The 20,356-nt window shown below is 70.7% G+C and carries 23 protein-coding genes; 15 read left to right on the forward strand and 8 right to left on the reverse strand.

The genetic code is table 11. The features are described from left to right. The first annotated feature begins 148 nt into the window (after positions 1-148). Positions 149-526 carry a DUF2795 domain-containing protein gene (locus tag ACIHCQ_RS33855; protein WP_399671197.1) on the forward strand — a complete coding sequence of 126 codons (378 nt, stop codon included), beginning with the start codon at positions 149-151 and terminating at the stop codon, positions 524-526. A gap of 69 nt (positions 527-595) precedes the next feature. After that, complete coding sequence (locus ACIHCQ_RS33860; RefSeq protein ID WP_399671201.1) at positions 596-1,027, forward strand: CBS domain-containing protein; 432 nt, start codon at positions 596-598, stop codon at positions 1,025-1,027. Positions 1,028-1,058: 31 nt separating this feature from the next. Here ACIHCQ_RS33860 and ACIHCQ_RS33865 read toward each other — a convergent pair whose 3' ends face one another. Next, the gene (locus ACIHCQ_RS33865; RefSeq protein ID WP_399671204.1) at positions 1,059-1,526 is read right to left on the reverse strand and encodes a Dps family protein; all 468 of its coding nucleotides are present in this window, start codon (positions 1,524-1,526) and stop codon (positions 1,059-1,061) included. A gap of 212 nt (positions 1,527-1,738) precedes the next feature. Here ACIHCQ_RS33865 and ACIHCQ_RS33870 point away from each other — a divergent pair, with 212 nt between their 5' ends. Beyond that, entirely contained in the window at positions 1,739-2,224 is a 486-nt protein-coding gene (locus tag ACIHCQ_RS33870) for an ATP-binding protein (protein ID WP_399671207.1), read from the forward strand. A 4-nt stretch (positions 2,225-2,228) separates the two neighbouring features. Here ACIHCQ_RS33870 and ACIHCQ_RS33875 read toward each other — a convergent pair whose 3' ends face one another. Together ACIHCQ_RS33875 and ACIHCQ_RS33880 are read right to left on the reverse strand one after the other, a co-directional pair. Beyond that, positions 2,229-2,960 (reverse strand): VOC family protein, encoded by a 732-nt coding sequence (locus ACIHCQ_RS33875; RefSeq protein ID WP_399671209.1) that lies wholly within the window; start codon positions 2,958-2,960, stop codon positions 2,229-2,231. 244 nt (positions 2,961-3,204) lie between these two features. Further along, positions 3,205-4,356, reverse strand: a complete 1,152-nt coding sequence (locus ACIHCQ_RS33880) for a PAS domain-containing protein (RefSeq protein ID WP_399671212.1) — start codon at positions 4,354-4,356, stop codon at positions 3,205-3,207. Positions 4,357-4,481: 125 nt separating this feature from the next. Here ACIHCQ_RS33880 and ACIHCQ_RS33885 point away from each other — a divergent pair, with 125 nt between their 5' ends. The 6 genes from ACIHCQ_RS33885 to ACIHCQ_RS33910 all read left to right on the forward strand — a co-directional run bounded on the left by ACIHCQ_RS33885 (position 4,482) and on the right by ACIHCQ_RS33910 (position 9,759). Further along, on the forward strand, positions 4,482-4,733 hold the full coding sequence (locus tag ACIHCQ_RS33885; RefSeq protein ID WP_399671215.1) for a hypothetical protein: 252 nt from the start codon (positions 4,482-4,484) through the stop codon (positions 4,731-4,733). A 56-nt stretch (positions 4,734-4,789) separates the two neighbouring features. Further along, positions 4,790-5,179 carry a hypothetical protein gene (locus ACIHCQ_RS33890; protein WP_399671218.1) on the forward strand — a complete coding sequence of 130 codons (390 nt, stop codon included), beginning with the start codon at positions 4,790-4,792 and terminating at the stop codon, positions 5,177-5,179. 55 nt (positions 5,180-5,234) lie between these two features. Next, positions 5,235-6,200 carry an LLM class F420-dependent oxidoreductase gene (locus ACIHCQ_RS33895; protein WP_399671221.1) on the forward strand — a complete coding sequence of 322 codons (966 nt, stop codon included), beginning with the start codon at positions 5,235-5,237 and terminating at the stop codon, positions 6,198-6,200. 58 nt (positions 6,201-6,258) lie between these two features. Further along, positions 6,259-6,486 carry a DUF6458 family protein gene (locus ACIHCQ_RS33900; RefSeq protein ID WP_399671224.1) on the forward strand — a complete coding sequence of 76 codons (228 nt, stop codon included), beginning with the start codon at positions 6,259-6,261 and terminating at the stop codon, positions 6,484-6,486. A gap of 74 nt (positions 6,487-6,560) precedes the next feature. Next, a complete protein-coding gene (locus ACIHCQ_RS33905) occupies positions 6,561-7,913 on the forward strand; it encodes an NAD(P)/FAD-dependent oxidoreductase (protein ID WP_399671227.1) in 1,353 nt (450 codons plus the stop codon). Position 7,914: 1 nt separating this feature from the next. Further along, positions 7,915-9,759, forward strand: coding sequence for a transketolase (locus tag ACIHCQ_RS33910; protein WP_399671230.1), 1,845 nt, complete (start codon positions 7,915-7,917; stop codon positions 9,757-9,759). A 12-nt stretch (positions 9,760-9,771) separates the two neighbouring features. Here ACIHCQ_RS33910 and ACIHCQ_RS33915 read toward each other — a convergent pair whose 3' ends face one another. After that, positions 9,772-10,209: an Lrp/AsnC family transcriptional regulator gene (locus ACIHCQ_RS33915; protein ID WP_399671333.1), complete on the reverse strand. Its 438-nt coding sequence runs from the start codon at positions 10,207-10,209 to the stop codon at positions 9,772-9,774. 97 nt (positions 10,210-10,306) lie between these two features. On the opposite strand from ACIHCQ_RS33915, the gene ACIHCQ_RS33920 reads away from it, so the two are divergent. Next, positions 10,307-11,224 (forward strand): SMP-30/gluconolactonase/LRE family protein, encoded by a 918-nt coding sequence (locus ACIHCQ_RS33920; RefSeq protein WP_399671233.1) that lies wholly within the window; start codon positions 10,307-10,309, stop codon positions 11,222-11,224. A gap of 220 nt (positions 11,225-11,444) precedes the next feature. On the opposite strand, the gene ACIHCQ_RS33925 is transcribed toward ACIHCQ_RS33920, so the two are convergent. Next, positions 11,445-12,353: a cation diffusion facilitator family transporter gene (locus ACIHCQ_RS33925; RefSeq protein ID WP_399671235.1), complete on the reverse strand. Its 909-nt coding sequence runs from the start codon at positions 12,351-12,353 to the stop codon at positions 11,445-11,447. 17 nt (positions 12,354-12,370) lie between these two features. After that, positions 12,371-13,342 (reverse strand): DUF3048 domain-containing protein, encoded by a 972-nt coding sequence (locus ACIHCQ_RS33930; protein ID WP_399671238.1) that lies wholly within the window; start codon positions 13,340-13,342, stop codon positions 12,371-12,373. Positions 13,343-13,462: 120 nt separating this feature from the next. Between ACIHCQ_RS33930 and ACIHCQ_RS33935 the strand changes: the two genes are divergently transcribed. The 4 genes from ACIHCQ_RS33935 (at position 13,463) to ACIHCQ_RS33950 (ending at position 18,074) form a co-directional block, all read left to right on the forward strand. Next, entirely contained in the window at positions 13,463-14,254 is a 792-nt protein-coding gene (locus tag ACIHCQ_RS33935; protein ID WP_399671241.1) for an HAD family hydrolase, read from the forward strand. Positions 14,255-14,256: 2 nt separating this feature from the next. Further along, entirely contained in the window at positions 14,257-16,653 is a 2,397-nt protein-coding gene (locus tag ACIHCQ_RS33940) for a glycoside hydrolase family 65 protein (protein WP_399671244.1), read from the forward strand. Between the two features lie 67 nt (positions 16,654-16,720). Continuing rightward, the gene (locus ACIHCQ_RS33945; protein ID WP_399671247.1) at positions 16,721-17,428 is read left to right on the forward strand and encodes a CBS domain-containing protein; all 708 of its coding nucleotides are present in this window, start codon (positions 16,721-16,723) and stop codon (positions 17,426-17,428) included. Positions 17,429-17,528: 100 nt separating this feature from the next. After that, entirely contained in the window at positions 17,529-18,074 is a 546-nt protein-coding gene (locus tag ACIHCQ_RS33950) for a hypothetical protein (protein WP_399671249.1), read from the forward strand. A 12-nt stretch (positions 18,075-18,086) separates the two neighbouring features. On the opposite strand, the gene ACIHCQ_RS33955 is transcribed toward ACIHCQ_RS33950, so the two are convergent. Next, positions 18,087-18,827 (reverse strand): class I SAM-dependent methyltransferase, encoded by a 741-nt coding sequence (locus tag ACIHCQ_RS33955; RefSeq protein WP_399671252.1) that lies wholly within the window; start codon positions 18,825-18,827, stop codon positions 18,087-18,089. Positions 18,828-19,041: 214 nt separating this feature from the next. Between ACIHCQ_RS33955 and ACIHCQ_RS33960 the strand changes: the two genes are divergently transcribed. Further along, positions 19,042-19,887, forward strand: coding sequence for a putative protein N(5)-glutamine methyltransferase (locus ACIHCQ_RS33960; protein ID WP_399671255.1), 846 nt, complete (start codon positions 19,042-19,044; stop codon positions 19,885-19,887). A gap of 52 nt (positions 19,888-19,939) precedes the next feature. On the opposite strand, the gene ACIHCQ_RS33965 is transcribed toward ACIHCQ_RS33960, so the two are convergent. Further along, entirely contained in the window at positions 19,940-20,140 is a 201-nt protein-coding gene (locus tag ACIHCQ_RS33965) for an antitoxin (protein WP_399671258.1), read from the reverse strand. Positions 20,141-20,356: the final 216 nt, after the last annotated feature.

The following is a 20,356-nucleotide window of genomic DNA, read 5'->3' on the forward strand; positions in this document are numbered from 1 at the left end:
TCCTCCCTTCTCGGCTTCTGCGGTGCGGCTTCCCGCCCTGTTTGCCGGGAAACTCCATCCGCACATGGATGTCCTCCCTCGATGCCCGTCAGGGTGTCAGGGGTGACAGATGGGGTACGCGCTCAGTCCCAGGGATGAGGAGGGAGATATGCAGCGAGGCAGCGACCGGCTCAGTGTTCGCAAGGACGACGAGATGAAGCATGAACTCCAGGGTCTGCTCCGCTCGGGGCATCCGACCCGGGTCGAGGAGTGGCATGATCCCGAGCCCTTGGCGGACGACGATCCGGCCATCGCCGCGGGTCCTGTACCCACGCTCGGCTCCCTCGGACCCGAGGACGAGCTGGGGGTCGAACTCGCCCGGCATCTGGGCCGTACGATCTTCCCCGCCACGGCACAGCAACTGTTGCGGGCCCTGAACGATCGCCACGCCCCCGCTCGGCTGATCGACCTGGTCAGCGAACTGCCGCCGAAAGAGTCGTATCGCAGCGCGCACGACGTGGTCAGGGCCGCGTCCCGGCAGGAATAGCCCCTTCGCGCGGGGGTACTCCGGGCAGCCACGAATGACGCTTTGAGCGAATTCGAAAGGCTGACTGCGATGGCACAGCTCGTGAAGGACGTCATGACGCCCGGTGTCGCGGCCGTGAGGCCGGACGCCTCACTCGTGGAAGCGGCCCAGCTGATGCGCGCCCAGGACATCGGCGGCGTTCTGGTGGCTTCCGACAGCGAACTGATCGGGGTGCTGACCGACCGGGACATCACCACGCGAGCTGTCGCCGAAGGCGTGGATCCGCTTGCCGTCAGTGTGGAGTCGGTCTGCACCCCCACCCCCGTGTCCATCGGCCCCGACGATCCCGTGTCCACGGCGGTGTCACTGATGCGGCTCCACGCGGTTCGGCGGCTTCCGGTGGTCGACGGCGTGCGGCCGGTCGGCATGGTGAGCCTCGGCGACCTCGCCACGACCCAGGACACGACCCAGGATTCGGCGTCCGCCCTGGGAGACATTGGCAGGGCGGAGCCGAATCGCTGAGCGGGCCGGCCAGGTCGGTTGTTCTCGGCGGTCAGTTCTCGGCTTGGAACATCCACAGAGCCTTCTCGAGCGAAGCCGTGATCTGGATCATCAGATCCTGGGTCACGAGGTCGGACCCTTCCGTGGTCGCGATCCGCTCGCGCAGCCGGGAGACCGCCGTCGCCAAGGCCTCGACCATCAGCCTCACCACATCGGCGTCCTGCAGCCAGCCCTCCTTGGGGCCGGTCACTCCGCACGTGGCGGCGATGGTCTCGGCGCGGCCGTCCGGGGAGACCCCGAGTGCCGCCGCACGCTCCGCGACAGTGTCGGAGAAGGAGCGTGCCGTGGCAACCACCTCGTCCAGCTGGAGGTGGATGGAGCGGAAGCGCGGGCCCACGATGTTCCAGTGGGCCTGCTTCGCGATCAGCGAGAGCCCGAGCAGATCCACGAGGGTGTCCTGCAACGCGTCTCCGGTGACCTGGCGTGCGAGATCAGGAAGGGTGCTCTTCACCGTAGTCATACCGCACTTCTCCTTGAGCGCCGTGGTGTCTTCGTGCGTACTGGTTGACTCCGGGTACCCGGAGTCCCCTGCACGCGAACCTGCCGCGTGTTGCGGTTGTGGGTGGTGGGGGTCAGTCTGGTGGGTGACTGAGAAGCGACATGTGCTCACTCTTCGTGCTCGGGGGTCGTGGAGGCGAAGAGCTGAAGCCGTCGCGGTGAGGAGCCACGGTCATGAATGTCCAGGCCGCCTGCCGCTACACCCTGGAAGTGCAGGCATCCCCCGAGCGGATTCCTCAGATCCGGCGCATTCTCGCGGCGCATCTTCGCTACTGGAACCTTGAGGCCCACGTCACCCCGGTCTGCCGCGCGGTCGATGAGCTGGTCGGCAATGTGGTCGCCCACGTGGAGGGGGACAGAACCTGCGTGGTCGAACTGCGCTGGACCGGCCGCCACGTCATCGCGTCCGTCGCGGACAAGGACCGCCGCCTGCCCCGGGTCACCAGCTCCGCCCCCGCACGGGGCGGTCTCGCCGCGGTCGCGGCCCTCAGCGACAGCTGGGGCACCTGCGCCACCGACACCGGCAAGGTCATCTGGTTCAGCCGCCGCGTCAAGGCCGCACAGCGCGTCCTGACCACCACACCCGCACCCACCCTCACCCTCCCCGAACTCCAACCCCTGCCCCAGCCTTCCCTTCTCGGGCTTCTCGGGACGCGGTAAGGCTCTATACCGCCTCCGTACGGGTGGTGACGTTGAACAGGCACCCCTCGGCGTCGTGCAGCGTCACCTCCGGCCCCCGCGGCGTCGAGCGCCGCGTGACGACGGAGCCGCCGTGGTGGAGTGCCGCCTGGACAGTGGCCTCCACATCGGTGACAGGGAAGTGGACATGCCAGCGAGGCTGGATCATCGGTTCCGGTGCCGCCTCCGCCGCGCCGGAGCTGAGACGGGCGACGACATGCCCCTCCTGGCGCAGCACGACTTCGTCCTCCTCGTAGTCGACCTGGCAGCAACCCGCGCGATCCGAGGCCCAGTCCAGGACCTGTCCGTAGAAGATCGCGGCCTCGAAGGCGTCCCGGGTCCGCAGCCGCAGCCACGCGGGCGCGGACTTGCGCCAGGTCAGCCAGTCGGGGATGAGTTCGCCCTCCCAGATGCCGAAAACCGCGCCGTCCCGGTCCGCCGCCAGGGCGCCGCGGCCCACGGAGAAGCTGAGTGGCCCGACGGCGACGGTGGCGCTGCGTTCGCGGATGCGTGCGGCGGTCTCGTTCACGTCGGACACCGCGAAGTACGGCGTCCAGCCGACCGGCGCCCGCAGGGCGGGCTCCAGGATGCCGATACCGGCGACCGGCGAGTTGCCCGACAGCGCGAGACTGTACGAGTGGCCGAACTCCGTCGACCGGTACCGCCACCCCAGCACAGCGGCGTAGAAATCCTGAGCGTGTTGCAGATCGCTCGCCATCAAAGTGATCCAGCAGGGTGCGCCGAACACCTCACGGCTTGTCGTCACTTGCACTTGCGCGGTTGTCGCCGCTCGCGTTTCCTTGTCCATTTCACTCAGTGTCCCGATCGAAGCGGAGCATCCCAGGGCGAAACAGCACGACACGCTCTGCCTCACCCCCCAGCGTCATCTTCCCTCCGAGCCGCCGCCCCCGCGAGCCAGGCGTTCCGCGCGCCCCCGGGAGACCTTCGGCGCGAACCGGGTCTCAGGCCGCTCGGCGCATCGCGAGGGCGATGTGGTGCGAGATGACAGTGATGGCACGGGCCTCCGCCATGGAGAACGCGAGCCGGGTGCCGGTCCTGAAAAGCGTCAGCACGCCGAGTACGGGACCGCCGCCGTCCTGGGGAAGCTGGAGCGGTACGCACAGCAGCGAGGTCACCTCCGCCTGGACGATGACCGACGCCCCCGTGTCGTCGTGGCCGAAGCAGTCCAGGTCCTCGGGCCGCACCTGGAGCGACGCCGATCCGCCGCGCGCGGTCTCCACCACGAGGGGACAGGTCGCCGGGTCCTGCGCGGCAACCTTCTTGACCAGTGGGAGGGCGTCGGCCCCGTCCGGGCCGAGCACCGCCGTACGCCTGAGGGAGCCGCCCGCCGCCAGATCCGCGATCACCCAGTCGGCGAGCCGGCCGTCCAGTACCCGGGCGGCGGCGGTGAGGGTGGCCTCCGGGTCCCCCGCCGGGGCGCGCAGCAGGGCCGTCGTCATCCAGTCGAGAAGGTCCATCAGCTCCGCGTGCCGGGTCGCCTCGCCCAGGTCGGGCAGGTGGGGGCGGGGCCCAGCCCCCGTCTGGGCCACCTGTCCGGTGCGTACGGCATCGCTCTGGATCACGATCAGTACGGCCGCCTGCGGTTCGCCCGGCGGGCGCAGCGCGGCGAGGGTGGCCAGCAGGGGCTCGCTCGGCCGCTGCTGCAAGTGCACGCGCAGGCTGCGGTGGCCCTCTCCCCGCGCGACGGCGGCGGCCTGTGACCGCAGGGCCGCCCGGTCACCCGGCCGCAGCAGTCCCGCGAGCGGCCGGCCGGCCGCATAGCCCGCCCGTACACCGGTCAGCTCGGTCGCCGCCATATTCATCCGCCGCACCACCGTGTCACCGCCCATCAGAGCCACGGGCAGCGGAAGCCGCTGGAAAACGGCCTTGAACAGCTGCTGCTCCGCGCGGTCGGCGGCGGCCTTGCCGTGGCTCTGCGCCGCCAGCTGTTCGTATCTGGGCCACAGATTCTCGGCGACATGCTGAAGTTCGAAGAGAGCCGCGTCCAGCAGGGTGTGCTGCTCCGCCAAGGGCAGACCGCGCGCGGCCCTCAATTCCCCCACGCGTCGGACGAAATCCGAGAGCTCCCCACCGAAGTCATCCGTCTGCGCCATGGAAGAAACGTAACCGACAGTCGGCCGCGCCCGCTGCCGTCGCCGCTTGACTCGCTGTCCTGCGGGTACCCGCGACACGCCATGGACCCCTTCCCACGGCGAGAAGAGCGGAAGGAGGAGAGGCGATGACCGACCGTCGGCGCGATGACGACGCGGAGACCGGCACGCCCGTGCCGAAGGACCTGCCCGATCAGCAGGCGAGCGACGACGAGGACCCGCTGGACGTAAGCGGGCCCGGCGCGCCGGAGGAGCTCGCCCGGGAGGAGCCGGACGAGAGTCTGCCCGATATGGACGAGACGGGCGCGGGCCGTCGCGGGGAGCCCCGCGGCGGCGGAGTGAGCCCCGACCAGCCGGTCCCGGACGAGTCCTCCGGCTGAGTCCCCCGGCTGAGTTCAGTTCGCAGAGCATTCGCAGAGCAAAGGCAGGAGCCACCATGAAGACCACCCAAGTGGAGAGCGCCCAGCACCACACGACGCCGGTCGTGGTGACGCTCAGCGGCTGCTCGAAGGAGGACGCCCACACGGTGTTCCGCGTCCTGCGGCAGACCTTTCCCTGCGACCGCGCCGACGACGATGTGCCGCAGTACGGACCCCACCCGCACGCGACCGTGTGGACCGCGACCTACGAGGTGTCGCCCGAGCGTGTCCCGGTTGGTCCGCAACAGCTGTCGGAGTCCGTCGAGACCATGCTGCAGGGCGGCTACTGGGGGGTGGACCGGATGCTGGAGACGCTGGGAGCCGCCTTCGACGTGCAGGACGAGGGCATGGCCGCCGGAGACCAGGAGAAGGAGGTGCAGGTGCGGCTGATGAGCGGGAGCCGCTGACCGGCGGGCGCGGCTGCCGAGGTTTCAGGGAAGAACGCTCGGCAAATCGTCCCGCATGGTGCAATTCGGATACACGATGATGACCGAACAGGCCGGCCCACGTGAGCTTGTCAGTCATGTGGTCGCCGCCGAGCAGGCGGGCTTCGACTTCTCCGTCTCGTCCGACCACTACTTTCCGTGGCTGGCCTCCCAGGGGCACTCCCCGTACGCGTGGAGCGTGCTCGGCGCCGCCGCGCAGGCCACGTCGCGGATCCCGCTGATGACCTATGTGACGTGCCCGAGCATCCGGTACCACCCGGCGGTCGTGGCGCAGAAGGCGGCCACCATGCAGCTGCTCTCCGAGGGGCGCTTCCGGCTCGGTCTCGGCTCCGGCGAGAACCTCAACGAGCATGTGGTCGGCACCGACTGGCCGGCCGCGCACGTGCGTCTGGAGATGCTGGGGGAAGCCGTCTCCATCATCCGCGAGCTCTTCGGCGGGGACCATGTCAGCCATCACGGCACCCACTTCGACGTGGTGGACGCCAAGCTCTGGGACGTACCCGGCGATCAGGTGCCCATCGGCATCGCGGTCTCGGGGGAGCGGTCGTGCGAGCTCGCGGGCCGGTCGGCCGACCTGGTGATCGCCACCGAGCCGAAACGCGAACTGCTGGACGGATTCGACCGGCACGGCGGCACGGGCAAGCCGCGCGTCGGCCAGCTGCCCGTCTGCTACGACCCGGACCGGGACGCGGCGGTCGCCCGCGCGCACGATCAGTTCCGCTGGTCCGTCGGCGGCTGGCGGGTCAACGCGGAGCTGCCCGGGCCCGCCTCGTTCCTCCAGGCCACCGAGCTCGTACGGCCGGAGGACGTCGCGGAATCCATCCCCTGCGGCGACGACGTCGACACGTTCGTGGAGGCGGTGCGCCCCTACGCCGAGGCCGGTTTCACGGAGATCGCCCTCGTCCAGGTCGGCGGCGACCATCAGCAGCCCTTCTTCGACTGGGCGGAGAAGACCCTGCTGCCCGCTCTGCGGGACATGTGAGAAACGGCGGGTCCCGGGGTACCCGACCACCTCAGCGAGGTAGAGAAAGGTGAGTCATATGGGTCTGGGAGGGTGCATCCTCCTCATCGCCGTGGGAGCCATTCTCACGTTCGCCACCGACTGGCAGCTGGAGGGCGCGAACCTCGATGTCGTCGGGCTGATCCTGATGGCCGTGGGCTTCATCGGCGTCGCCACCTTCAGCAGCATCGCCAGGCGCCGTCGCGTCATCGTGCCGCCGTCGACCCCGGTGATCGATGAGAAGCCGGGCCGCGACAGCTACGAGTGAGCCCACCGTCGACAGCTACGAGTGAGCCCGCCGTCCCCGTACCGTCCGCACTTCCATCCGTACCGGAGCCGATCGTGAGTCGTACCCGTGTCGTTGTCGTCGGAGCCGGGTTCGCCGGCTTCCAAGCCGCCCGTACGCTCTCCCGGACTCTCCGGGACAGGGCCGAGATCGTCGTACTCAACCCCACCGACTACTTCCTCTATCTGCCGCTGCTGCCCCAGGTCGCCGCGGGCATCCTGGAACCGCGCCGGGTGACCGTCTCGCTCGCGGGCTCCCTGCCACGGGTGCGCCTGGTGCTCGGCGAGGCCACCCACGTCGACCTGGCGGACCGCCGGGTGCACTACACGGATCCGGAGAGCGGCACCGGCGAGCTGGAGTACGACCGGCTCGTCCTCGCCGTCGGCAGCGTCAACAAGCTGCTTCCGGTGCCCGGCATCGCGGAGCACGCGCACGGATTCCGCGGCCTGCCCGAGGCGCTCTATCTGCGCGACCACATGACCCGGCAGATAGAGCTGTCCGCCGACCCCGCCACCGCCGCCTCCAGGGACAGCGCCTCGCGGCGCACCTTCGTGGTGGTCGGCGCGGGCTACACCGGTACCGAAGTGGCTGCCCAGGGCGTGCTGTTCACGGACACGCTGGCCCGCAAACACCACCCCCCGAACGGGCACGCCCGAGGCGCGGGCGGTGTGCGGCGGCCCCGCTGGATACTGCTGGACATCGCGGACCGCGTCCTGCCCGAACTCGATCCCCGGCTGTCCTCGACCGCCGACCGCGTACTGCGACAGCGCGGCGTGGACGTACGGACCGGGACCTCCGTCAAGGAGGCCACGCCGGCCGGAGTCCGGCTGGACGACGGGGAGTTCATCGAGACGAGGACGCTGATCTGGTGCGTGGGCGTGCGCCCCGACCCGCTGGTGGCCGAGGTCGGCCTGCCCGTGGAGCGCGGCAGGCTGCTCGTCGACCCCCGGCTGACCGTGCCGGGCCACCCCGACGTCTTCGCCTGCGGCGACGCGGCGGCCGTGCCCGACCTGACCCGTCCGGGGCAGTACACGCCGATGACGGCCCAGCACGCCGCTCGCCAGGGAAAGGTGGCCGGACTCAATGTCGGGGCCTCGCTCGGCCACGGCGAGCAGCGCCGTTACGAACACCACGATCTGGGCTTCGCGGTGGACCTCGGCGGCGCGAAGGCCGCCGCGAACCCGCTGGGCATACCGCTGTCCGGACCGCTCGCGGGCGCGGTCACCCGCGGCTACCACCTGGCCGCCATGCCGGGGAACCGGGTGCGCGTGGCCGCCGACTGGCTGCTGGACGCGGCGCTGCCGCGGCAGTCCGTCCAACTGGGCCTGGTCCGCTCCTGGTCGGTTCCCCTGGATACCGCGTCGCCCGAACTGGCCCGAGTCCCCGGCGGTCCTTCCAAGGAGCAGTGACATGCGATACGACGAACTGGCGGAGCTGGGCCAGCAGTTGCGGGTGGACGCGGTCCGCGCCTCCGACGCCGCGGGGTCGGGGCACCCCACCTCCTCCATGTCGGCGGCGGATCTGGCCGCCGTACTCCTGGTCAACCATCTGCGCTACGACTTCAACCGGCCCGACCACCCCGGCAACGACCGGCTGATCCTCTCCAAGGGGCATGCCTCACCGCTCCTGTACGCCCTCTACCGGATGGCGGGCGCCGTCGACGACGAGGAATTCCTCACCTACCGCCGCCTCGGCAGCCGCCTCGAAGGACACCCGACGCCCCGGCTGCCGTGGGTGGACGTGGCCACCGGCTCCCTCGGCCAGGGGCTGCCGGTCGGCGTCGGCATGGCCCTGGCGGGCAAGCGTCTTGACCAGGTCCCCTACCGCGTGTGGGTGCTGTCGGGTGACAGCGAGATGTCGGAGGGCTCGGTGTGGGAGGCCGTCGAGCACGCGTCGTACGAACGTCTCGACAACCTGACACTGATCATCGACGTCAACCGGCTCGGCCAGCGAGGGCCCACCCGCCACCAGTGGGATCTCGACGCGTACGCCCGCCGTCTGGAGGCCTTCGGCTGGCACACCATCGCGGTCGGCGGGCACGACATCGCCGCCATCGACGCGGCGTACGCGGAGGCGGAGTCCACCACCGGGCAGCCCACGGCGATCATCGCCCGTACGCACAAGGGGCGCGGCGTGGCCGCCGTGGAGGACCAGGAGGGCATGCACGGCAAGCCCCTGCCCGACGCGGACCAGGCCATCGAGGAACTGGGCGGCCCGCGCTTCATCCGGGTCGAGGTCAAGCCACCGCCCGCGGCGCGGGTCCTGCGCGACACCCGCGGCGGGAACCTGGAGCGACCGGTCTTCGACCTGGGGGACTCGGTGGCCACCCGTACCGCGTTCGGGAAGGCCATCGCCGCGCTCGGCTCCGCGCGGCCGGACATCGTCGTACTGGACGGAGAAGTGGGCGATTCGACGCGCGCCGAGTACTTCGCCAAGGAATACCCGGACCGCTACTTCGAGTGCTACATCGCCGAACAGCAGCTGATCGCGGCGGCCGTGGGGATGCAGGTCCGCGGCTATGTCCCGTACGCGGCGACCTTCGCGGCGTTCCTGACGCGCGCCCACGACTTCATCCGGATGGCGGCTGTCAGCGACGCGACCCTCAACATCGTCGGCTCGCATGCCGGGGTCGCGATCGGCCAGGACGGACCCTCCCAGATGGGGCTGGAAGACCTGGCCCTGTTCCGCTCCGTACACGGCAGTACGGTGCTCTACCCGTGCGACGCCAACCAGACGGCGCACCTGGTCGCCGCCATGGCCGACCAGCGCCATGTGAGCTATCTGCGCACCAGCAGGGGCGACACACCGGTCATCTACGGCCCGGGCGAGGAGTTCCGGGTCGGCGGCTGCAAGGTGCTGCGCTCGGGTGACCGGGACCGGGTCACCGTCGTCGCCGCCGGAGTGACGGTCCATGAGGCACTGCGCGCCGCCACGCTGCTGGAGCAGGAGGGCATCGGGGTGCGCGTCATCGACCTCTACTCGGTCAAGCCGGTGGACACGGAGACGCTGCGGGAGGCGGCCGACGAGACGGGCTGCCTGCTGACGGTGGAGGACCACCACCCGGAGGGCGGCCTCGGCGACGCGGTGGCGGAGACCTTCGCGGACGGCGGCCCGGCACCGCGGCTGGTACGGCTGGCCGTGCGGAACATGCCCGCTTCGGCCACCCCTGAGGAGCAGTTGCACGAGGCGGGAATCGACGCGGAGTCGATCGCGGCGGCGGTACGGCTGCTGGTGGGCCAGGCGGTGGTGCGCTGAGGTGCCGGCCCGTCACCCCGCGTCCACCGGCCTCTCGAAGAAGGTCTCCAGCACGACCGTCGCCTGAGTGCCGCTTACGCCCTCGATCGCGTACAGCCGCCGCAGGACGTCCTGCAACTGCTCTGTGGTGGCCGTGCGCACCTTGATGAGGACGGAGGCGGCGCCGGCGATGATGTGCGCTTCCTGAATCTCGGGGATGGCGGCGAAGGCCGCTGCCGAGTCCCCCAGCCAGGCCGACGAGTCGACCATGACGAAGGCAAGCACGCCGCGCCCGAGAGCGGCCGGTTCGACCTCCACCGTCGTACGGCGGATGACACCGCGTTCGCGCAGTTTGCGTACGCGCTCGTGGGCCGCTCCCGCGGAGAGGCCCACCGCCTTGCCGAGCGCCGCGTACGCCTGCGTGGCGTCGCGCTGGAGCTCAGCGATCAGCGCCCGGTCGATGTCGTCCACGGTCCAGTCCACTATTCCCATGTCCACACCATATATGGTTCAGTCGTATTAGGATCATTCGAAATGAGCTTCGGGAATGACCGGTGAGGAGTGGGCTATGTCCGGCGAGATGGTCAACAATCTGTACGAGCTCCTGGACGAGCGCTTCCGCACCGGCAGGTGCGCCAGCGGCGACGCGCGGCTTGAGCGGCTGCACGCCGACTGCCGCTGGGCCGAGGGGCCGCTCTATCTGCCCGCCTGGCGGCAGCTGATCTGGAGCGACATCCCCAACGACCGCCTCCTGCGCTGGGACGAGGCGACGGGCGCGATCGGTGTCTTCCGTTCCCCCGCCGGACACATCAACGGCAACACACTCGACCGCGAGGGCAGGCTGGTGAGCTGCGAGCAGGGCAACCGCCGGGTCACGCGCACCGAACACGACGGCCGCGTCACCGTACTCGCCGACCGTTTCGAGGGAAAGCGCCTCAACAGCCCCAACGACGCGGTCGTACGCTCCGACGGCTCGATCTGGTTCACGGACCCCGACTTCGGAATCACCAGCGACTACGAGGGCTACCGCGCCGAGAGTGAGATCGGCACCTGCGACGTCTACCGGATCGACCCGGCGACAGGCGAGGTCCGCCGCGTCGCGGACGGCTTCGACGGGCCGAACGGCCTCGTCTTCTCGTCGGACGAACGGCAGTTGTACGTCGCCGACACGCGCGCCCGCCAGATTCGCGTATTCGACGTGCACGAGGATCGCACCCTCTCGGCAGGCAAGGTCTTCGCCGAGCGCACCGACGGCGGTTTCGACAACATCCGTTTCGACGACGAGGGGCGGCTGTGGGCGGCGGCGTTCGACGAGGGCGTGCACTGCTACGACCCGGACGGCACCCTCATCGGCAGACTGCGCGTGCCCGAGCCGGTCTCCAACATCGCCTTCGGCGGCCCGAAGAACAACCGGCTGTTCATCACGGCGACGACGTCGCTGTACTCGCTCGTGATGTCTGTGACGGGTCTGCCCCGGGTGCGGTGACCGCCGTGACGCCCGCCGTGACGCCCGCCGTGACGCCGTGACCGCCGTACGACTGTGACGCCGCCGCCGACCCATCCCCCGAGAGGACATCCACCTGGCGGGGGTGCGTGCAGTCGAAGATGAGACGAGCATCGGCGACCCGATCGGCCGACTGCGTGTCCGTGGACACCGTGCGGAAGCCGGCGCGGAACCGGCGGCTGACGGCCCGAGAGCGGGGAGTTCACGGCGTGTCAGGCGCGGGCGCCTCCGTGATGTCGAGGAAGACATGGTGCGCCTCCGGCCACTCCGTGCGGATCAGCCGCTTGATCCGTACGCAGACGAGCTCGACCTCCTCGCTGTCGAGGCCCGGGGTCAGGTCCACCCGGGCGGCCACCAGCGTCGAGTCCAGGCCCAGCCGCATCGTCAGCAGCTCAGCCACATTGTCGATCTCCGGCTGCTCGTCGAGCAGCCCACGGATGCGGTCCCACAGCACCGGATCGACCGCCTCGCCGATCAGCCGCCCGCGCGCCTCCCGGCCCAGCCGGTAGGCGACATAGACCAGCAGCAGCCCGATCGCGAGCGACGCCGCGGCCTCCCAGACCGCCTCCCCGGTGACGAGATGCAGCGACATGCCCGCTGCCGCCAGCAGCACTCCGCACACGGCGGTGCTGTCCTCCGCGATGACGGTACGCAGGGCCGGATCGCGGGCGCCGTCCCCGCGCAGCTGGTACAGGGCGCGCAGCAGCGAGCTGCCCTCGGCCAGGAGCGACACCCCCAGCACGGCCAGCCCCGCCACATAGCCGGAGCGGGACTCCTGCCGGTCGGCCCCCAGCGCCTGGTAAGCCTGGTAGAAGGAGAAACAGCCGCCCACGACAAAGATCCCCACGGCCGCCAGCAGCGTCCAGAAATAACGCTCCTTGCCGTATCCGAACGGATGGTCGCGGTCCGCCGCGCGACGGCTGCGGCGGACCGCGACGAGCAGGAACACCTCGTTCGTGGAGTCGGCCACGGAGTGCGCGGCCTCGGACAGCAGGGCGGGGGAGCCCGAGGCGATCCCGCCGATGATCTTTGCCGTGGCGATCACGAGATTCGCGGCGAGCGCCACGAGCACCGTCACCCGGGTCCGTCCGTCGGCCGTCTTGCGGTTCATTCAGGCCACGGTAGCCATCAGCGGGGCGCGTACACGATCCATACCGGCCCATGCGCGAACTTGAGAGAACTGCCGTCCGGCGTCGTGAACGCGGTGCCGGACTCGGCGGTCTTCCGGTCCCACCCCGCCTCGTACGCCATGCCGTCGCGCAGCACGAGCGCCGTGCCCGAGCCCACCGTCTCGGTGTACGGAGAGACATTGCCCGACCGGTCCTGGAAGCGCGACGGGCGCACGGTGACGTACTGCACGACGACCGTGGCCGCGCCGAGCTGACGGCCCGCCGCCGTACGGGCGGGAGCGCCGTCCATGGCCGACAGCCACCGCTGCCTGCCCACCGACCAGGTGAAGGCGAAGCGCGCGGACGGATAGCGCACGGTGTGCCCGGCCACCTGCTTTCCGTCCGGCGGCGGGGCGCCGAAGCTGAACCCGGCGTACTCGGCGGCGTTCACACCGGTCGGCTCACGGGAGACGGCACGCAGGGCGCGCTCCGGGCGCAGATAGAGATTGTGCGGGGCGGCCCGGTCCCGGCTGCGGAAGTACGCGGCCGGGGCCTTCTCGGGCGGCAGCGCGTTCAGCGGCGCCGCCTCCAGCAGTGGCAGGAGCTTGCCCTGTGCCCCGGAGAAGGCGAGCGTCGGCCGGTCGAACTGGCGGAGCAGCTCCAGATCGGACTCCCGGGCGCTGCGCACCGGACCGACGACCGGCGGCAGCAGGGAGGAGTACACGGCGAGTATGCGGCTGAGACCCGACTCGACCGGCTCGACGTAAACCAGGTCCGCCGCTTCGAGCCCCGTCGCGGGACGGGCCGCGGCGACGTTGTCTATCTTCACCGCCAGTACGTGAGAGCCCGGCACGGGCCGTGCGGTGGGGGAGCGGTCGTCCGGCGACGGGGACATGCCACCACCCTGACAGCCCGCCACCGCGAGGGCGAGCGCGGCCAGCAGCATCGTGAACGTGGCGGCGGCAGATCTCTTCTTCGTTCTCGCGGGCATGACGGACGCCCTTTCGAGTCACTCGCTCTCCATGGTCCTACCCCCACACCTACGCGATAGAGCACCGCCGCAGCGGGTAACCGGATCGCGGAGGCCCGCCGGTCCGACAAGGAGCGCGCAATGACCGTACGTGTGATCGCGGTGCTGCGGGACATGGACGCGGTGGTCCTCGACACCGACGGGGTGATCACCGACTCCGCGCGCCTGCACGCCGCGGCCTGGAAGACCGCGTTCGACACCTGGCTGCGGGACCACCCGCCCGCGGACCCGGAGCAGGGGCGTCCGTTCGACATCGGTGAGGACTATCCGCGTTACGTGGACGGCAAATCGCGGCTGGACGGCGCCGCCTCCTTCCTCGCCTCGCGCGGGCTGCGGCTGCGGCGGCCCGAGGACGACGCCACCGTGCGGGAGGTCGCCGCGTTCAAGGAGCGGCTCTTCACCGAGCGGCTGCGCGAGGGCGGGGTCTACGCCTACCCGGGAACGGTCCGGCTGCTGCGCGTGCTGCGCCGCGAACACGTGCCCCTGGCCGCCGCCTCCGCGTCCCGGCACGCGGGTGAACTCCTCGCGGGCGCCGGGGTCCTCGACCTCTTCGACGCGCTGGTCGACGGCGGCGAAGCGGCCCGCCTCGGGCTCCCCGGCAAACCCGACCCCGCGCTGTTCCTGGAGGCCGCCCGGCGGCTCGCCACGCCACCCGCCCGCGCCGCGGTCGCCGAGGACGCCCTGGCCGGGGTCGAGGCGGGCCGCCGCGGCGGGTTCGGCCTGGTGATCGGCGTGGACCGCGCCGCCCGTCCGGGCAGCGGGGTCGCGCTGCTGCGCCACGGCGCGGACGTGGTGGTGCGGGACCTGTCCGACCTGCTCGCCGCCGACAACGACGTACGCGACGTACGCGACGTAGCCGACCCGGAGGACTGAGGATGCGGGACTGGATCTGGGAGTACGAGGGGTACGAACCCGCCGACGAGCGGCTCAGAGAGTCCCTGTGCACCCTCGGCAACGGCTACTTCGCCACCCGGGGCGCAGTCCCCGAATGCGCGGCCGGCTCCGTCCACTACCCCGGCACCTATGTCGCCGGCTGCTACAACCGCCTCACCTCCGAGATCGCCGGGCGGCGCGTCGAGAACGAGGACATGGTCAACCTGCCCAACTGGCTGCCACTGCGCTTCCGCACCGGCACGGGTGACGACGCACAGCCGTGGTTCACACCCGACACCGCGACCCTCCTCGACCACCACCTCACCCTCGACCTGCGCTCGGCCACCCTGGAACGCCGGTTGCGCTACGAGGACGCGACAGGCCGCAGGACACTCGTACGGCAGGTGCGCCTCGTACACATGGCACAGCCCCATCTGGCGGCCCTGCGCACCGAGTTCAGGGCCGAGAACTGGAGCGGCGACCTCGAGGTCGAGACCGCCATCGACGGAGCGGTCACCAACTGCGGAGTCGAGCGCTACCGGCAGCTCAACGGCGCGCACCTGACCGCCTTCCGCACGGGCACCGCCGCGGCGGCGGACACGGTGTGGCTGCGCTGCCGCACCCGCACCTCCGACGTCCACATCGGCATGGCGGCCCGCACCACCATCGAAGGCCCCGCCACCCACATCCGCGACGACCACGGCGACTTGCGCGCCGCGCAGCTCCTGCGCCTGCCGCTCGTAGCGGGCCGTACCACCGGCGTCGACAAGACCGTGGCCCTGCACACCTCCCGCGACCAGGCGATCAGCGACCCGCTGTGGGCCGCCGTCGACCGGGTGAAGCGGGCCCCCGCCTTCGACGCGCAGCTCGCCTCCCACCGCACGGCCTGGCAGCAGCTGTGGCGCAGGGCGGAACTGGACGTACCGGGCGAGGCGGGCGGCATCCTGCGGCTCCACCTCTTCCATGTGCTGCAGACCCTCTCGCCGCACACGGCGGAACTCGACGTCGGCGTGCCCGCCCGGGGACTGCACGGCGAGGCCTACCGCGGCCATGTCTTCTGGGACGAGCTGTTCGTCCTGCCCTATCTCAACCTGCACTTCCCCGAGGTGTCCCGGGCGCTCCTCTGCCATCGCCACCGGCGGCTGGAACAGGCCCTGCTGGCCGCCCGCGACAGCGGGCTCGCCGGTGCCCTGTACCCCTGGCAGAGCGGCAGCGACGGCCGCGAGGAGACCCAGCAACTCCACCTCAACCCGCACTCAGGACGCTGGCTGCCCGACCACTCCCGGCTGCAGCACCACGTAGGCTCCGCCGTCGCGTACAACGTGTGGCAGTACTGCGAAGCCAGCGGGGACACGGAGTTCCTGCACACCAAGGGCGCGGAGATGCTGCTTCAGATCGCCCGGTTCTGGGCGGCGTCCGCGACCTACGACGCCGATCTGGGCTGCTACCGGATCCGCGGCGTCGTGGGCCCCGACGAGTACCACGACGCGTACCCCGACGCCAGGGAGCCGGGTCTCGACGACAACGCCTACACCAACGTCACGGCGGCCTGGGTGCTCACCCGCACCCTCGACGTGCTGCGTACGCTCCCCGAACCGCGCCGCCAGGAGCTGTACGAGCGGACCGGCCTGGACAGCGGCGAACTCGAACGGTGGGAGGACGTCTCCCGCAAGCTGCGGGTCCCCTTCCACGCGGGTGTCATCAGCCAGTTCGACGGTTACGGCGACCTCGCCGAGCTGGACTGGGACGCCTACCGGGCGCGCTACGGCGACATCCGCCGCCTCGATCGGATCCTGGAGGCGGAGGGCGACACGGCCAACCGCTACCAGGCGTCGAAACAGGCCGACGTGCTGATGCTCGGCTACCTCTTCTCACCCGCCGAGCTGCACGACCTGTTCCGCAGGCTCGGACACGACCTGGGCGAATCCACCTGGCACCGCACCGTCGACTACTACCTGCACCGCACCAGCCACGGCTCCACGCTCAGCGGACTGGTCCACGGCTGGGTCCTGGCCCGGGTCCGGCGCGCCGAGGCCTGGACGTTCTGCCGCGAGGCCCTCGAAGGGGACATCGCCGACATCCAGGGCGGGACGACGGGCGAAGGGATCCACCTCGGCGCGATGGCCGGCACCCTCGACCTCGTACAACGCGGTCTTACCGGCCTGGAGACGCGGTCCGGGGCGCTGTGGCTGGACCCCGTGCCCCTGCCGGAACTCAGCGAATACGGCTTCGCTCTGCGTTACCGCGGCCACTGGGGCGTCCGGCTGCGCATGCGCCCCGGACAGCTGGAGGTGAGCGTGCCCGCGTCCTCCGAGTCGCCGATCGACATCGAGCTGCCTGACCAGGCGGTTTCCGTCGAACCGGGAGAATCCTGCCGGCTCACCCTGCCGGAACACTGAAGGAGGGTTCAAGCTGGTTCTAAGAGATCCTGAGAGAGGTGGCTGCCTTCGGACTGAGGAGGCCCCCGTGCACCACACCCCGTTTCTCGTGAGCGATGTGATGAGCCGCCCTGTGGTGGCCGTGCGGAAGGATGCCTCGTTCAAGGAGATTGTCGAGGCCATGGACCGGTGGAAGGTCAGCGCGCTGCCGGTCCTGGAGAGGGGAGAGCGGGTGGTGGGCGTCGTCTGTGAAGGGGATCTGCTGCCCAAGGCCGAATTCCCCGACAGCGGGCTGCCCGGGCCGCCCGACCGGACCCGGAGGGAACCGGACAGCCTCGACGGACTGGCCACACTCGGCGCCGTCACCGCCGAGCAGCTCATGAGCAGCCCGGCCGTCACCATCCGCCCGGAGGCGACCTTGGCGCAGGCGGCGCGGGCCATGGCGCGCAGGCATGTCAAGCGCCTGCCGGTGGCGGACAGCGAGGGGAGGCTGCGGGGCGTCGTCAGCCGGTCCGATCTGCTCAAGGTCTTCCTGCGGTCCGACGCCGAGCTGGCCGAAGAGGTACGCAGGGAGGTCGTGGCCCGGCTGTTCCCCGCGTGCTGCGGAGACGTACACATCCGGGTCGAGCAGGGCGTGGTCACGCTCAGTGGCCGCGTGGACGACTCCCTGATGATGCCGGTCGCGGCCCGGCTGGTCCGCGCCGTGGAAGGCGTGGTGGATGTCGCCTGGGCCCTGGACGACGTGGCGCCCGCTTCGGCGGAGCCGGCGGGGCGCAGACCGCGACCGGGCATGTGAACAGACGGGCTGTCGGGAGCGCCGTCCGGATGACGGCCGGACGGCGCTCACCCGCCTCACCTCGGCATGATCCGGGGCGGCCGGGAGTACGCTTGATTACATGATTACAACCGAGGAAACGCAGGCATTGCGCGGCTGGTTCTCGGGTCGGCTGCCGGAGGGGCTCTTCCTTGAGCTCGTGGAGCTGACGGTCGACCGCGAGGAGATCACGGTCATCGGCCGCATCCCTGAGCCCGAACTGAGCGACGAGGCGCCCCGGGTGGAGCGCGAAGCGGCCGTCGAGGGACGTATCGCCGAGTTCCGGGAGCGGACCCGCGAGGACCGCATCGCCGTCGCGCGCGAGGCGGAGCGCAAGTTCCGCAGGAAGGTGTCGTGGGGCGTGGAGTGCGACGGCATACGCGCGCTGTACACCACGGTCTCGGCACCCGTGATGACCCGGCTCCGCCAGCCGGAGCGCCAGGTGCTGGACACGCTCATCGCCGCGGGGGTCGCCCGGAGCCGCAGCGATGCGCTGGCCTGGTGCGTACGGCTGGTGCAGAAGAACGCGGACGAGTGGCTCAAGGACCTCCGCGAGTCCCTGGAGAACGTCCACAAGGTCCGCGCACAGGGCCCGGACACCGAGAGCCCGGACACCGAGACCGACTGATTCGTCTCGCGCTCACGCCCGGCGCGCGACCACCACAGAACAGCGGGGACTGCCGTCCGGTCGGCGGCCGAGCTCCGTCAGAGGCAGCAGGTCCACGGTGAACCCCGCACGCCCCAGGTCGGCCAGCACGTCCGGCAGCCGGAACGTGCGGTAGTACATGATGAAGGGCGGGCGCCAGAGAAGGTTGCGTACGCGCATCACCGCGTCGAAACCCCACAGTCCCCAGTACAGCGTGGAGCTGATCCGTGGCGGCGCGGGCACCGGAAACACGAACCGCCCGCCCGGCCTCAGCGCGGCGTGCACCTGCGCGAAGAGCGCGGGCCGCTCCCTCGGCAGGAAATGCCCGAACGCCCCGAAACTCACCGCCAGATCGAAGGCCGAGGCGAAGGGCAGGGCGCGGGCGTCGGCCCGTATCCAGTCCACCGCCGGTGCGCCGGGGGCGTCCGCGAGCGTGGAAGCGGCCTTTGACCTGGCCTCGGTGAGCATGCCCGCGCTGAAGTCGACGCCGGTGACCCGGTCCTCGCACAGCTGCCGCAGCACCCCCACCCCGGCTCCGGTGCCGCAGCAGACGTCGAGCCCCCGCCGGAACGGCCCGAGCGGCCGGACGGCACGTACCACCGCGTCCAGCACGTGATCCGGCGTCCGGAACGGGGTCCGGTCGAACTTCGGCGCGAGCAGGTCGTAGCCGTGCTCGGTGGACGAGAGAGCCTGGACGGCCAGTTCGGACAAGGTCGGGCCCTGGGAGGTGAACATCATCTACGAGAATAACGGGGGGACCGGGCGGACCGGGCTCGGGTAGTGTTGCCGCCGCACGCAGGAAACGTACGCACCGAGAACGAACCGAGGAGGTGAGACCCATTACCGCTGTAGCAGGCTGGGTGCTCCCCCTCTCAGGCCGTGCGGTCCAACCGGCATAACCGGCACAGGTGACCGCGGGAGCAGCCCTCAGGCATCCCGAAAGGCTCTCATGTCGGCTTCACCGTCACCTTCTTCTCACGCCGCTTCCGCTCTCCCCACTGCCTCTGTCTCCGCCGTCGTCACCAGGCTTCGGACCGCCGGCTGTGTATTCGCCGAGGACGAGGCGCGGCTGCTGATCTCCACCGCACGCACCCCGGAACACCTCGCCGCCATGGTGGACCGGCGAGTCGTCGGCCTGCCCCTCGAACACGTCCTGGGCTGGGCCGAGTTCCGCGGGCTGCGGATCGCGGTGGACCCCGGGGTCTTCGTACCCCGCCGCCGTACGGAATTCCTCGTCGGCCAGGCCGTCGCCCTCGCCCCGCCGTGCGCCGTCGTGGTCGACCTGTGCTGCGGCTCGGGCGCGCTGGGCGCGGCGGTGGCCGCGTCCCTGGACCGGGGGGCCGAGCTGTACGCCGCCGACATCGACCCCGCCGCGGTGCGCTGCGCCCGCCGCAACGTCGCCGCCGCGGGCGGCCAGGTGTACGAGGGCGACCTCTACGAGCCGTTGCCCGCCGGGCTGCGGGGGCGAACCGATGTGCTGCTCGCCAACGTGCCGTACGTGCCCACCGAGGAGATCGCGCTGCTGCCCGCGGAGGCGCGGATACACGAAGCACGGCTCGCTCTCGACGGCGGCGCGGACGGGCTCGATGTGCTGCGGCGGGTGACCGCGGCGGCTTCGGAGTGGCTGGCGCCGGGCGGCCACCTGCTGTTCGAGACGAGCGAGAACCAGGCGCCGCGGGCCGTGGAGACCGTGGCCCGTGACGGGCTGATCCCGCGGGTGGTTATCTCCGACGAGCTGTACGCCACGGTCGTCATCGGCACCATGCCGTCGCCGTGTCCGCCGCCGTCAGGCTGACGCGGGCAAGGACGACGGGCAGGGACGACGGGCAGGGTGGCCGAGCGAGTGGTCAGGGCTGCGGCGGGTTCTCCCGGTCGCGGTCCTGGCCCGCGCCGAACTGGCCCCTGAGCTTTTCCTGCGCGGTATCGACCTGGCTGCTGTACTTGCCCTGGGTCTTCTCGTCGACGAAGTCACCCGCCTTGTCGACGCCGTGTCCGGCCTGGCTCTCATGGCCTTTGAGCATCTGCTTGATCTTGTCCATCATGGACATGGTCATCCTCCTCGCCAGATTTGCCCCCACCTCCCAGGGTCACCGCACGTGGCGCGGACCGCATCCGGACACTTTCAGGGGGTCCGCGTCGACCTTCCGGCAAGCGGCTTTTCACACTGAGTTGATCCTTGTTCTGGCCCTAGCGCCCTTTGTCCGTGTAGCGTCGCGTGCAGCTGTCATGGTTCCGAAGTACCGGTCGCCCGTGAGCGCGTGTTC

Source organism: Streptomyces sp. NPDC052236, from assembly GCF_044548015.1.
Lineage (GTDB): Bacteria > Actinomycetota > Actinomycetes > Streptomycetales > Streptomycetaceae > Streptomyces.